The sequence below is a fragment of the Gordonia paraffinivorans genome (assembly GCF_900683595.1).
GTDB classification, from domain to species: Bacteria; Actinomycetota; Actinomycetes; order Mycobacteriales; family Mycobacteriaceae; genus Gordonia; species Gordonia paraffinivorans.
On the sequence record NZ_CAACYD010000006.1, the window covers coordinates 1,236,387 to 1,248,744 of the forward strand.

Consider the following 12,358-nt stretch of genomic DNA (forward strand, 5'->3'; position numbering starts at 1 on the left):
TGAACCCGCTCTGGACGCGGTTAGGCTGGCCGCGTGGATCTCGACGCGTATGTGTTCGCACATCGGGCGACCTGGGAGCGGTTGGACGAGCTGTCGCGTCGTCGTCGGCTCACGGGTGCCGAGGCCGACGAACTCATCGACACCTACCAGCGGGTGGCGACGCATCTGTCGGTGATCCGCTCGTCTGCGCCCGATGCCTCACTGGTGGCGTACCTGTCGACACTGCTCGCCCGTGCTCGCGGCCGGGCGACCGGTACCAGGGCCGATGCGTGGTCGACCCTGGTGCGCTTCTTCGCGGTGTCGTTCCCGGCCGCCCTCTACCGGATGCGTTGGTGGTGGCTGACGGTGACGGGGGTGTCGCTGCTGGCCACGGTCGTGATGACCTGGTGGGTTCTCGACCACCCCGGGATCGAGAGTTCGTTCGCCTCCCAGCAGGAGATCGAACATCTCGTCACCAACGACTTCGAGAACTACTACAGCGAGTACGAGGCGACGTCGTTCGCGGCGCGGGTGTGGTCCAACAACTTCTGGCTCGCCGCGATGTGCATCGTGGTGGGCGTCTTCGGCTTTCCCGTCGTCTGGATGCTCTACACCAACATCCTCAACCTCGTCGTCGTCGGCTCGATCATGATCCGCCACGGTCGAGGCGATCTGTTCTTCGGCCTGATCCTTCCCCACGGCATGTTGGAGCTGACCTGCCTGTTCGTCGCCGCCGGTGTGGGACTGCGACTCTTCTGGTCGTGGGTGTCCCCGGGAAACCGAACGCGCGCAGCCGCTCTCGCCGAGGAGGGGCGCGCCGCGATCGGTGTCGCGCTGGGTCTGGTGGTCGTGCTCCTGCTCTGCGGCGTCATCGAGGCCTTCGTGACCCCGTCCCCGCTCCCGACCTGGGCGCGCATCGGGATCGGGGTCGCCGCGTGGTCGCTGTTCATGGCCTACGTCTTTGTCGTCGGCCGCCGTGCGCACGAGGCGGGCGAGACCGGCGACCTCGACGAGTACGAACGAGGCCTTGCCCGACCGACTGTGTAGGAATGATGGCGTAGCAATGGTTGCGCAGCTCCGACGGAAGGAACATCGAACATGGCAGGCAAGGACAAGTCCCTGGACGCGGTCTCGCTGATCGGCCTGGGAACGGCTGCGGTGGGTGTGGCCCACTTCGTCAAGCCGGAGGCGTTCGCCCCGATCACCGCCCCGGTGTTCCCGGAGGACACCACCACGTGGACCTACCGCAACGGAGCGTGCGAGACCGCGATCGGGCTGGCGCTGGTGTCGCCGCGCACCCGCCGGCTCGGCCTGGCCGGGCTCGCGGGGTACGTCGGGTTCCTCGGCTACCGCGCGGTGAAGTCCAAGGCCTGAACCGGCCGGTCCCACCCGCGGCCGGCCGCTACAGCAATCCCTGTGACTTGAGCAGGAGGTAGTGGTCGGCCAGCCGGGCCGGAAGCTTGTCGGGTGGGGCGTCGACCACGTCGACGCCGAGACGACGCAACGCGATCGCCGTCCGGTTCCGCAGGGTGATCGTCCGGGCCGCGGCGGCCGCGTCGTAGACCGACGCCGGGTCGTCGCGGTCGGCGACCATCTCCTCGAGGGCCGGATCGGCCACCGACCCGATGACGACCTTGTACCGCTGGGCCAGCACGGAAAGCGGCGGCAGGAGGGACTCCTCGACGGCGGCCGGTTCGAGCGGGGTGAGCAGCACCAGCAGCGCGCGCTGGCGGCCGATCTTGGCGACCTCCGCACCGAGCAGCGGCCAGTCCGCCTCCAGCAGAGCGGGTTCCAGATCGGCCATGGCCGTCACCAGGCTGTTCATCAGCCGCGTCCGGTCGACTCCGACCACCCGGCGGTGCACGCGGCGGTCGCCGGCGATCAGGTCGACGCGGTCACCGGCGTGCGACGCCAGCGACGCGAGCAGCAACGCGGCATCCATCGCGGCGTCGAGACGCGGGGAGTCTCCGACCCGGCCCGCCGAGGTGCGCGAGGTGTCGAGCACGATCACGATGTGCCGGTCCTTCTCCGGCTGCCAGGTACGCACCACGACCGAGCGGCGCCGCGCGGTCGCCCGCCAGTCGATGCTGCGGACGTCGTCACCCTCGACGTAGTCGCGCAAGGAGTCGAATTCGGTGCCCTGCCCTCGGGTTCGGACCGCGGAGCGGCCGTCGAGCTGACGGAGATGGGCGAGCCGCGACGGCAGAAGGCGACGCGCACCGAACGGCGGAAGCGCGCGAACCCGTCCGGGTAGCACGACGCTGCGTTGGCGACCTGCGAGCCCCAGTGGACCGAGGCGACGGATCGTCACCCGGGCGGCGAGCCGGTCGCCCCGCCTCGTCGGGGTGAGAGTCGTTGTCACGGTGCGGGTCTCGCCCGACGGCACGGTGATGCGGTGGGCGGCGTCCCGGGCTCCGGCCGAGGGCTGCCAGCTGTCGCGGAGAAGTCCGCGGAAGGTGCCCGTTCCGGTGTTGGTGACCGTGATCGGACACGACGTCGTCTCCCCCAGGCGGACTGGACCGGGATCGGAGCGGGCCAGGGCGAGCGACTTCGTGGTCCCGGCCAGCGCGAGGTCGAGGCCCATCAGCACGACGCAGAACAGCACCCAGAGGAACGGGACGGCGTAGTTCGGCCACACCAGGATCGGCACCGCGCCCAGCAGCACCAGGATCAGGAACCGGCCGGTGAGGAACATCAGCGCGGAACGGGGACCGACCGGACGGCGGCGTCGAGGACCGAACCCACGGAGACGCCCTCGAGTTCGGCCTCCGGTCGCAGCGTCAGGCGATGGGCCAGGGTCGACTGCGCGAGGGCCTGGACGTCGTCGGGCGTCACGAAGTCCCGCCCGTTGAGCCATGCCCAGGCGCGGCTGGTCGCGAGCAGCGCGGTCGCGCCGCGGGGACTCACACCCAGCGACAGCGACGGCGAGAACCGGGTGGCCCGGGCGATGTCGACGATGTACGCGGCGACCTGCGGTGCGACCGTGACGCGCCGGACCTGCTCGATCCCGGCCTCGACGTCGGCCGCGGACGCGACCGCGCGCAGCCCGGCGGCGCGGAGGTCGCGCGGATCGAAACCGGCGGCGTGGCGCGTGAGCACGGTGATCTCGTCCTCGCGCGGGGGAACGGGCAGGGTCACCTTCACCAGGAACCGGTCGAGCTGGGCCTCCGGCAACGGGTACGTGCCCTCGTACTCGACGGGGTTCTGGGTGGCGGCCACCAGGAACGGGCTCGGCAGCGGCCGGCCCACGCCGTCGATGGTCACCTGCCGCTCCTCCATCGCCTCCAGCAGGGCCGCCTGCGTCTTGGGTGGGGTCCGGTTGATCTCGTCGGCGAGCAGCAGGTTGGTGAACACCGGCCCCTCGCGGAAGGTGAATTCCGAAGTGGCCGAGTCGAACACCAGTGACCCGGTGACGTCACCGGGCATGAGGTCGGGGGTGAACTGGACGCGTTTCATCTCGACGTCGAGGGTCGCCGCGACGGCCCGGACGAGCAGGGTCTTGGCCACACCGGGCACTCCCTCGAGCAGGATGTGGCCGCGGCACAGCAGCGCGATGAGGATGCCCGCGACCGCCGGGTCCTGTCCGACAACGGCTTTGGCGACCTCGGCGCGCACCGCCGCCAGCGCGTCGCGCGCCCGTCCCGACGCGGGTCCGGGATGTGCGCCGTGCGGCGGTGCGGCCGCCTCGTCGAGCGGACCTGGGCCAGGGTGCTGATTCGGATCGACTGTCATGGCGTCTGTCGGACTTCCTTCTCGAGGGCGGTCAGGTCGCTGGTGAAGAGCATCAGGCCGTCGGCGGTGGAGGGCAGCGGTCCGGCGAGCAGGGCACGGACCTGGTCGGGGTCGCGGCCGGTCACGGAGACGACCGTCGTGATGATGGCGTCGACCGCTGGGTCCGGCGGATCGGCCCGGCCGTCGGCGAGTTCGTGATCGGGTGCCGCGAGGGCGTCGGTGGCGCGTCCCGCGTCGTACGGGAGTCCGAGGTAAGAGGCCAGCGACGACAGCGTGTGGATGCGGAGTGCGGCCGCGGCCCGGGCGTCGGCGCCGGCCTTCTGGTACATCCGGCCGCGCGCCCGCGTGGTCTCGACCGCCTTCACCACGGCGGGCAGGGGCTCGGCGACCAGGGCCCCGAAACGGCGTCCGCGCCACAGCATCAGCGCCAGCACGGCGAAGACGGACAGCACGACCAGCGGGCCGAGAGCCGCGGGGATGTCGGACTCGGAGCCGTCGGCGGCGATCTGATCGGTGACGAACGGCACGTACCAGAGAACCTCACCCGACCCGGCGAGCAGGCGCACCGCGACACCGGCGTCGTCGTGGGCGGTGAGTTGGGCGTTGGTGAACATCCGGCCATTCGCCACCACGACCTCCGGGCGGTCGGCCGTGCGCGGCAGGACGACCACGGTCGAGCCGTCTCCGGCCGGGAAGCACTCCCGGGCGTCGGCCTCGGTGGCGCGGTAGACGGTTCCGTGGCTGGTGACGGTGTCCGTCGGCTCGATGCCGGGGGCATCGCATCGGGCCTGTGTCACGACGAAATCCGCGGCCCAGGCGACCCGAACGGGTAGGCCGAGCAGTTCCAGCGCGGCGGAGTCCGGTGCCACCAGCACGACGCGACCGGCGCCGGAGACCCGTTCGAGGAACTGCCTGGCGGTCCCCTCGTTCAATGCGCCGGTCGACGACACGACGACGGTGGTGTCCGAATCCGGTTGCGGTGCGTCGGTGAACCGGGCGAGACCGCGTACGACGCGCACCTGCCCGCCGTGGTCGTCGATGATGTGCGCGAGCGCGCGGGATCCGTCGGGTCGGGCGTTGTCGGGGTCGTACCAGACCCCGGGCGTCTCACGGGGCGTCAACCCGGTGACGGCGGTACCCGCGATCAGCACGAAGGCGCCGATCAGGAGGACCGCGAACACCCCCACGAGCAGCCAGATCCAGCCGGGGGTGGCCCGCTTCGGACGCGCGGGGGCGACCGGGGTGGCAGGAGTGGTCGTCATCGCGGCACCGCCAGGCGACGCGGACGCGCGGGATCGGGGCCGGAGGGCTTCGCCGAGTCGATGGTCCGCTCGAGATCGATGACCGCGCGCGCCGCCGACGCGGACGCGTGCCGGTCGCCGTAGGCGACCGCATCGAAGAGGTCGGCGGCGGCGAGCAACTCGACGCGGTGCCCGGCGAACCGCTCGGCCAGCTCGACGGCCACCTCGTGGGCGGTCAGGGACGGCTCGTCGGCGAGCAGCGACCTCTCGATCGCGCGTCGGGCGAGTGCCCGGACCGCGGCGATGACCGCGGCGTCGTGATCGCCCGCCGCGAAGCGGTTCTCGGCGTCCGCACGTAGCTCCCGTGCCGACTGTGGCGCGCCGGTCACGACGACCTCGGTCCTCGACGACGGTGCCGTCCTGGGGAGGCGGGGCCTGCGTCGGACGTAGCGGACCACCACGAGCACCAGACCGAGCACGAGGAGCGCGGCGAGCACGATGACGACCGTTCGGAGGGTGTCCGATCCGCGGAAGATCTCCGACAGGTGCTCGGCGATCCACCCCCACACCCGCTCGTTGAATCGGTCCCACCAGGAGGGTTCGGGTGGCTGGTATGCCTTCTTCGACAGTTCTTCCTCGGCCCATCGGCGAGCCTCGCCGTTGCCGGGATCCAGGGGTGCGGCGAGCGACGACGTCACCGGAGGACCTCCGCTGCGGAACCGGTCGAGAATCGTTCGCGGACCCCGGATCGCGGCGCGCCGGAGAGCAGCGGACGGGAGGGCATCGGCTCCTGCGGTGACTCGGACATCGTCACGGATACCGGCCTTTCCGCACTACTGGACCTGTGGTCGATTCGCCCTCGGCGCAACGCGAGATGCCGTCGGCACGATGCCGGGGGATCCGTCGGCGTGACGACGCCGTGGACCACCTGTCGATCGACTCTGCGGCCGAACGTACCAAAACGAACGCCTCGTCTTGCGGCCCGAAGCCCCCGCTGTGGACAACCCGGCCGCAAAACCATGTGATCGACCGATCCCAGCGGCCGGTGACCGCTCGCCGGGCATCTACCGCGAGGTACCCGAAGCGGGAGTCGGCACCGGTCGGCATCGGAGGCCGAGACCCCGTCGTGGCCGCAGGACGCGTTCCTCGCCGACCCGGGCGGCGTCCGGCGGTAAACGGGCTCGGACGGGCGGAGCGGCGTGCTACGGTCCGAAATAGAACACGTTCTAATTCCTGGAGGGCACATGACCGTGGAGCAAGCGAGCCTCGCCGACAAGATCGACGCGGCGGTTGATTCCTACATCGAACTGCTGAACTCGGGAACGGCCGAGCAGATCGCCGATCTGTACGCCCCCGATGCGACGGTGGAGGACCCCATCGGCGCCGACATCCGCGACACGCGCGAGCAGCTCGTCGAGTTCTACTCGGTCATCACCGGCATGGAGGACCGCACCGCCACCCTCAAGTGGAAGAAGGTCGCCGGCGACACCGCGGTCTTCGAGTTCACCCTCGTCACCAAGACCTCCGGGCTCGCGTTCGAGATCACCCCGGTCGACATCATGGTCTTCGACGAGAACGGCAAGGTGAAGTCCATGCGCGCCGTGTGGCGCCAGGAGGACCTCAAGCAGCTCTAGCCGGACGAGACTAGCCCCGGCCGGTCGGTCGCAGCACGATGTCCTGCGGATGCGCGTCCTCGGGGGTGTGGATCGCGTGGACGACGGCGGCCGCGACCGACTCCGGCCGCAGGAACTGCGAGGCGTCGTAGTCCCGGCCCTCGATCGCGACGAGTTCGCGCTGCATGTCGGTGTCGATCCGGCCGGGATAGACCGAGGTCACCCGCAGGGTCGGCTCCTCGCCGCGCAGCGCGTCGGCCAGCGCCCGCAGTCCGAACTTGCTCGCGGCATACGGCGCCCAGCGGGGCTTCGACGTGCGGCCGGAGCCCGAGTTGATGAACACGACGTGTCCCTCCGCGGACCGGAGGGCCGGTAGCAACAACCGGGTCAGCTCGGCGACGGCCACGAGATTGACCTCGAGGACGTGGTGCCACTCCTCCACCGGGGTGTCGGCGATGCGTTCCAGGCTGCTGCCGACGCCGGCGTTGTGCACCAGGACGTCGAGTTCGGTGACGGACTCGACCGCGGCCGCGACCGCGTCGTAGTCGGTCAGCTCGACGGCGAACGTGCTCGCCCCGTCGAGTTCCATCGCGAGTGCATCGAGTTCGGGCGAGGGACGCCCGCCCAGCAACAGGTCGTGGGTGGGTGCGAGCTGGCGGGCGATCTCGGCGCCGAGGCCCCGGCTCGCTCCGGTGATCAACGCGGTGGGCACGTTCCCAACCCTACTGTCGCGGCGTCGGCGCGGGGCCACCTCGGTGAGCGGACCCGGGCACGGCGGGGCACAATCTTCGGCGTGGCCAGGTACGGATTCACCCCAACGCAGCTGTCGGCACGTGCCGCGTACCTGCTGCGCGGCAACGACCTGGGCACGATGACCAGTGCGGCGCCCAAGCTCTACCCCCACATGTGGAGCTGGGACGCCGCGTTCGTCAGCGTCGGGTTGGCGCCGTTGTCGGTCGAGCGTGCGGTCATCGAGATGGACACCTTGCTGTCGGCGCAGTGGCGCAACGGCATGATCCCGCACATCGTCTTCGCCAACGGCCGCGACGGCTACTTCCCGGGCCCGTCGCGGTGGGAGTGCGCGCGCCTGGCCGAGGTGGCCCCCGACTTCCCGGACACCTCGGGGATCACCCAGCCGCCCGTGCACGCGATCGCGGTGCAGCGCATCCTCGAACACTCGCGACGCCACGGCCGGACCACCCGCGCGGTCGCCAACGAGTTCATCGACCGCCGGTGGGGTTCGCTCATGCGCTGGCACCGGTGGCTCGCCCATGCCCGGGACCCGCAGGGGCGCGGTCGGATCACCATCTACCACGGCTGGGAATCCGGCATGGACAACTCGCCGCGCTGGGACTCCTCGTACGCCAACGTGGTTGTGGGAGATGACCTCCCGCCGTACCAGCGCGCCGACCTCGACCACGTCTCGGACCTGTCGATGCGGCCCACCGACCTCGAATACGATCGCTACATCTGGCTCGTCGAGCAGATGAAGCGGGCGAACTACGACGACGAGTTGTTGCCCGGGGTCATGAACTTCGCCGTCGAGGACGTGTTCGTCAGCGCGATTTTCTCGGTGGCCTGCGACGTCCTCGCCGAGATCGGCGAGGACTATTCCAAACCGCTGGCCGACGTCCGGGACCTGCGGGCCTGGGCAGACCGCTTCCGGGCCGGCGTCGTCGCCGCGACCAGCGACCGCAACGGCGCTGCACGGGATTTCGACATCCGGGCCAACAAGTGGATCACCACCGAGACGATCGCCGCGTTCGCGCCGCTGCTCTCCGGCGGCCTGCCGCGTGACCGCGAACGTGCCCTGCTCCGCCTGTTCGACGGTCCGCGCTTCTGCGGCCATCCCGACCTCCGCTACGCGGTCCCGCCGTCGACGTCGCCGATCTCCGTGGACTTCCGGCCGCGCGAGTACTGGCGCGGCCCGGTGTGGCCGGTGATGACGTGGCTGTTCAGCTGGGCGTTCGCGCGTCGTGGGTGGACCGAGCGATCGGCGCGCCTGCGCGAAGAGGGCCTGCGGCAGGCCACCGACGGATCGTTCGCCGAGTACTACGAGCCCTTCACCGGCGAGCCGCTCGGCAGCATGCAGCAGAGCTGGACCGCCGCAGCGGTTCTCGACTGGCTGGACTGACCAGGGTTCGTCCCGCCGTGGCGTAGCGTGGACGTCGGACCCGACGACCCGCCGCACGGAGGACCGGTGAGCGAGAAGGACATCCTGCACCGCTACCTGGACGAGGCGCGGGAAGCGTTGCGGTGGAAGCTGGACGGACTCTCCGAATACGACGTCCGGCGGCCCCTGACACCGCACGGCACCAACCTGCTCGGACTGGTCAAGCACCTGTCCGGTTGCGAGATGGGCTACTTCGGCGCGGTGTTCGGCCGCCCCTTCCCCGATCCTCCCGCCTGGTTGTCGAGCGATGTCCCCGACGGCGACATGTGGGCGACGCCCGACGAGTCACGGGAAGGCATCGTCGATCTCTATCGGCGGGCCTGTGCTCACGCCGACGAGACCATCCGGACACGGGATCTCGACGCGGTGGGCGAGGTTCCGCCGTGGCCTCCCGAACGCCGCCGGGTCACGCTGCACCAGATCCTGGTCCACATGATCGCCGAGACCTCCCGTCACGCCGGGCACGCCGACATCGTGCGCGAACTCGTCGACGGCTCGACCGGTCGCCTGCCCGGGGAGCGTCAGACCGCCGATCCCGCCTACTGGTCGCGCCTCCACCGATGCATCGAGGATTCCGCCCGCCGATTCCGGTAGCCGCCCCGCCGGCGATTTACCCGCGAGGTAGTGGTCGGGAACCCGGGATGGGCGGAGTCTGGAGGTACCGCAGGTTCTCCAGGAGGTACCCGATGACCACCCTCCCGACCGACACGACTGCACGCCCGACACCCCGCTGGCTCGCCGCGGTGATGCGATGCGACCAGGAACTCTCGTCGTGGTTCGTCGGCGTCGGCTTCTTCTTCGCCCCCGTCCTCCTCGTCCTGGAGCCGTGGCCGATCGCCCGGACCGTCGCCATCGTCGCGATCTCCCTCGCGGGTCTGTGGCTGGGGCTCCTCGGGGCATTCATGGCCGCGGGTCTCGCCCGGGTGCTCCGCGCCGGCGGAGAGCTGCCCGACGAGTACTGGGCGAAGTTGCTCGGATACCCGAATCGTCCCACCACCCGGTAGGACGACGCTCACGAGTTCCGTTCCCGCTCACGCGAACCGGGTGCGCGGGAACGGAATCCGTGAGCGATGGCGTCAGCCGCGAGTCGACAACCCCTTCAGGTGCTTCGCCAGCGTTCGCCTCGCCGTCGGTCCGTGCCGGTCGTCGATCAGCATGTGCATCGCCATCCCGTCGACGAGGGCGTGGAGGCGGACCGCCTCGCTCTTTAGGTCGGCCCCCGTGGCGACGAGCCCGTGCTCTCGTAGATCGGTCAGCACGCCCAGGCACAGCAGCCGAAGCCCCTCGTAGGCCTCGCGCGCGGCGGCGGCAAGTCCGGGGTGGGCCACCGATTCGGTGAGCAGGGCGAGATTGACGTGCATCTCGACGCGCCGGTTGTCGTCGAAGGGCATCAGTTCGGCCAGGATCGCCTCCGCCCGCCGCAGCGGGTCACGCATACGAGCATGCGCCCGCACCCGCTCCTCCACGCGGTCGTAGATCAATCGCATCGAGAATTCGAGCAGTTCGGACTTGTCGGCGAAGACGTGCCGCAACGATCCGACCGAGATCCCCGCCTCGGCCGCAACCTCGCGGACCGAGACACCCGAAACCCCGTCGCGCAGCACGATTCGCCACAGCGCCTCGGCGATCTCGGCCCGCCGCTCGGCACGGTCGATGAGTTTGGGCATTGGCCCATGCTAGTACACCTGTGCTACCTTGGCCCCATCGTTTACTAGCACAGTCGTGATACCAAACGACGGAGACCGCAATGCCCACCCGTTATGCCTCGCTCGACGTCCTGCGCGGATTGGCCATCCTCGGCACCCTCGCCACCAACATCTGGATCTTCACCGATCCCGAAGGCCTGGTCGGTTACATCCAGGGGGTCGGTCGGGCGTCCGGTGCCTGGGCCCCGGTCGAGGCGGTCCTACAGCAGCTCGCACAGGGCAAGTTCCTCGGTCTGCTCACGATCATGTTCGGCATCGGACTGGCCATCCAGCAGCGTTCGGCCCTGAGGCGCGGACGGGCCTGGCCCGGTCGCTACGCCATGCGCGGGGTTCTGTTGTTCATCGACGGCCTCGTCAACTACTTCCTGTTCACCGAGTTCGACGTCCTGATGGGTTACGCGGTGACCGGCATCATCGTCGCGTACCTCCTGTCGATGCGGATCAGGCGGCAGCACGTGGCGCTGATCGTCGCGATCGTGGTCCACCTCGCATTGCTGTCCCTGGTCACCCTGGCGCTCGCCTCCGCCCCGGTCGGTCAGGGTGCTCCGCTCGAACCGAATCCATATGAGGGCAGCAGTTTCTGGGGTCTCGTGTTGTTCCGCGCCGAGAACCTGGCCCTGTTCCGCGCCGAGGTGATCTTCATCCTGCCGATGTCGATCGCGCTCTTCCTGGTGGGTGCTGCGCTGTTGCGCGCCGGCGTGCTGGAACCGCGGGGTGCGGCGCTGCGTCGACGACTGATGATCGTCGGATTCGGCGTCGCGCTCCCGCTGGATCTCCTCGTCGGGATGCTCGGCGGCGACGCGGGCGTGGTGCTGGGCCGCTACGGGATCGCACCTGTCGTCTCGCTCGGCCTGCTCGCCTGGGTGGCGGGGTTGTACGCCGACGGACGCCGGCCGGGATTCTGGGGACGCGCGGTGACACCGGTCGGACGAATGGCACTGAGCTGCTACGTGTTCCAGAACATGGTCGCCGGCGCGGTCTGTTACGGCTGGGGACTCGGCCTGACGCAGCGTCTCGACTCCGAGACCGTCGTGCCCGTGACGGTCCTTCTCTATCTGTCGATCTGCGTGATGATGATCGCGGTGTCCCGGGCCTGGCTCCGCCGCTTCGATCGCGGCCCCCTGGAGTGGCTGTGGCACAGGGGTTATGCGGTTCTCGGTGGGGAGTCGTCGCGTCATGATCGCGGTGAGCTCGCCGGCGCCCGCCGCGGGATGGGATGACCCCGGGCGATGATCTCGCGCCGGTCGCCGAATCGGACGATCATACCTGTCGGCCGACCGATCGAAACCATTCTGGATACACTTTCTGTGCGGAACCCCAACTCTGAGACGGGAATTCCCGTGTAGCACTCCATTACAAAGTCGTCATATTCCTGAAACAGACCACTTGTTTCATATCAGGGGACGGCGTCCACTCAGATGAGTCACACCGATCCTGGATCGACTCGACAGAGGTGGCTCCGGACGCCGAGCACCGTCGCACGCATCGCGTGCACGACCCGAGTGAGATATGGAGGAACATCGTGACGATCGAGAGTGCCAAGGCGTTGGAGTTCCGCGTGACCAGCGGCGCCTGGAAAGACCTGCCGAAGATGTCGGAGGAGGAGTACCCCGACACCGAGGGTTTCATCGGTGACGTCTACGAGAATCCCGACGACAGCCCGATGTGCAGCGGGTACTTCGAACTCCGTCACACCGACGAGCCGCTCTACTACGAGTACGAGTACGACGAGATGAAGGTCGTTCTCGAGGGTGAGTTCCTCCTGGAGAACAAGGAGACCGGCCAGAAGCTGGTGGCCAAGGCGAAGGATGCGATCTTCTTCCCCAAGGGCTCGAAGATCTACTTCAGCACCCCCGACTACGCGCTCGCCTTCTACACCGGCCTGCGCGACGCGACGCTTCTCTGATCAGGCGG

General features: G+C 69.4%; 14 protein-coding genes. 8 read left to right on the top strand and 6 right to left on the bottom strand.

Annotated features, from left to right (window positions below):
* Positions 1-33: 33 nt before the first annotated feature.
* Both E1P53_RS12570 and E1P53_RS12575 read left to right on the top strand, forming a co-directional pair.
* Positions 34-1,026 (top strand): stage II sporulation protein M, encoded by a 993-nt coding sequence (locus E1P53_RS12570; protein ID WP_131734471.1) that lies wholly within the window; start codon positions 34-36, stop codon positions 1,024-1,026.
* A 51-nt stretch (positions 1,027-1,077) separates the two neighbouring features.
* Entirely contained in the window at positions 1,078-1,353 is a 276-nt protein-coding gene (locus tag E1P53_RS12575) for a DoxX-related protein (RefSeq protein ID WP_006901094.1), read from the top strand.
* Between the two features lie 28 nt (positions 1,354-1,381).
* On the opposite strand, the gene E1P53_RS12580 is transcribed toward E1P53_RS12575, so the two are convergent.
* From E1P53_RS12580 to E1P53_RS12595, 4 genes are read right to left on the bottom strand one after another with little or no spacing between them, the layout of a single operon-like run.
* Positions 1,382-2,674 carry a DUF58 domain-containing protein gene (locus E1P53_RS12580; RefSeq protein WP_131734472.1) on the bottom strand — a complete coding sequence of 431 codons (1,293 nt, stop codon included), beginning with the start codon at positions 2,672-2,674 and terminating at the stop codon, positions 1,382-1,384.
* The gene (locus E1P53_RS12585; RefSeq protein ID WP_006901096.1) at positions 2,674-3,711 is read right to left on the bottom strand and encodes an AAA family ATPase; all 1,038 of its coding nucleotides are present in this window, start codon (positions 3,709-3,711) and stop codon (positions 2,674-2,676) included. Before E1P53_RS12585 ends, E1P53_RS12580 begins: the two co-directional genes overlap by 1 nt.
* A complete protein-coding gene (locus tag E1P53_RS12590) occupies positions 3,708-4,973 on the bottom strand; it encodes a DUF4350 domain-containing protein (RefSeq protein ID WP_006901097.1) in 1,266 nt (421 codons plus the stop codon). The genes E1P53_RS12585 and E1P53_RS12590 overlap by 4 nt, the downstream gene beginning before the upstream one ends.
* Complete coding sequence (locus E1P53_RS12595; protein WP_131734473.1) at positions 4,970-5,650, bottom strand: DUF4129 domain-containing protein; 681 nt, start codon at positions 5,648-5,650, stop codon at positions 4,970-4,972. Before E1P53_RS12595 ends, E1P53_RS12590 begins: the two co-directional genes overlap by 4 nt.
* Positions 5,651-6,196: 546 nt before the next feature.
* On the opposite strand from E1P53_RS12595, the gene E1P53_RS12600 reads away from it, so the two are divergent.
* Complete coding sequence (locus tag E1P53_RS12600) at positions 6,197-6,586, top strand: nuclear transport factor 2 family protein (RefSeq protein ID WP_006901099.1); 390 nt, start codon at positions 6,197-6,199, stop codon at positions 6,584-6,586.
* Positions 6,587-6,596: 10 nt separating this feature from the next.
* Here E1P53_RS12600 and E1P53_RS12605 read toward each other — a convergent pair whose 3' ends face one another.
* Positions 6,597-7,277: an SDR family oxidoreductase gene (locus E1P53_RS12605; protein WP_006901100.1), complete on the bottom strand. Its 681-nt coding sequence runs from the start codon at positions 7,275-7,277 to the stop codon at positions 6,597-6,599.
* 81 nt (positions 7,278-7,358) lie between these two features.
* On the opposite strand from E1P53_RS12605, the gene ggh reads away from it, so the two are divergent.
* The 3 genes from ggh to E1P53_RS12620 all read left to right on the top strand — a co-directional run bounded on the left by ggh (position 7,359) and on the right by E1P53_RS12620 (position 9,742).
* Positions 7,359-8,699, top strand: a complete 1,341-nt coding sequence (gene ggh, locus E1P53_RS12610; protein ID WP_006901101.1) for a glucosylglycerate hydrolase — start codon at positions 7,359-7,361, stop codon at positions 8,697-8,699.
* 66 nt (positions 8,700-8,765) lie between these two features.
* Entirely contained in the window at positions 8,766-9,332 is a 567-nt protein-coding gene (locus E1P53_RS12615) for a DinB family protein (RefSeq protein WP_131734474.1), read from the top strand.
* A gap of 92 nt (positions 9,333-9,424) precedes the next feature.
* On the top strand, positions 9,425-9,742 hold the full coding sequence (locus E1P53_RS12620; protein WP_006901103.1) for a hypothetical protein: 318 nt from the start codon (positions 9,425-9,427) through the stop codon (positions 9,740-9,742).
* A gap of 72 nt (positions 9,743-9,814) precedes the next feature.
* On the opposite strand, the gene E1P53_RS12625 is transcribed toward E1P53_RS12620, so the two are convergent.
* Positions 9,815-10,405, bottom strand: coding sequence for a TetR/AcrR family transcriptional regulator (locus E1P53_RS12625; RefSeq protein WP_131734475.1), 591 nt, complete (start codon positions 10,403-10,405; stop codon positions 9,815-9,817).
* Between the two features lie 80 nt (positions 10,406-10,485).
* On the opposite strand from E1P53_RS12625, the gene E1P53_RS12630 reads away from it, so the two are divergent.
* Positions 10,486-11,664: a DUF418 domain-containing protein gene (locus tag E1P53_RS12630; protein ID WP_131734476.1), complete on the top strand. Its 1,179-nt coding sequence runs from the start codon at positions 10,486-10,488 to the stop codon at positions 11,662-11,664.
* A 302-nt stretch (positions 11,665-11,966) separates the two neighbouring features.
* Positions 11,967-12,350: a cupin domain-containing protein gene (locus E1P53_RS12635; RefSeq protein ID WP_131734477.1), complete on the top strand. Its 384-nt coding sequence runs from the start codon at positions 11,967-11,969 to the stop codon at positions 12,348-12,350.
* The last annotated feature ends 8 nt before the right edge of the window (positions 12,351-12,358 follow it).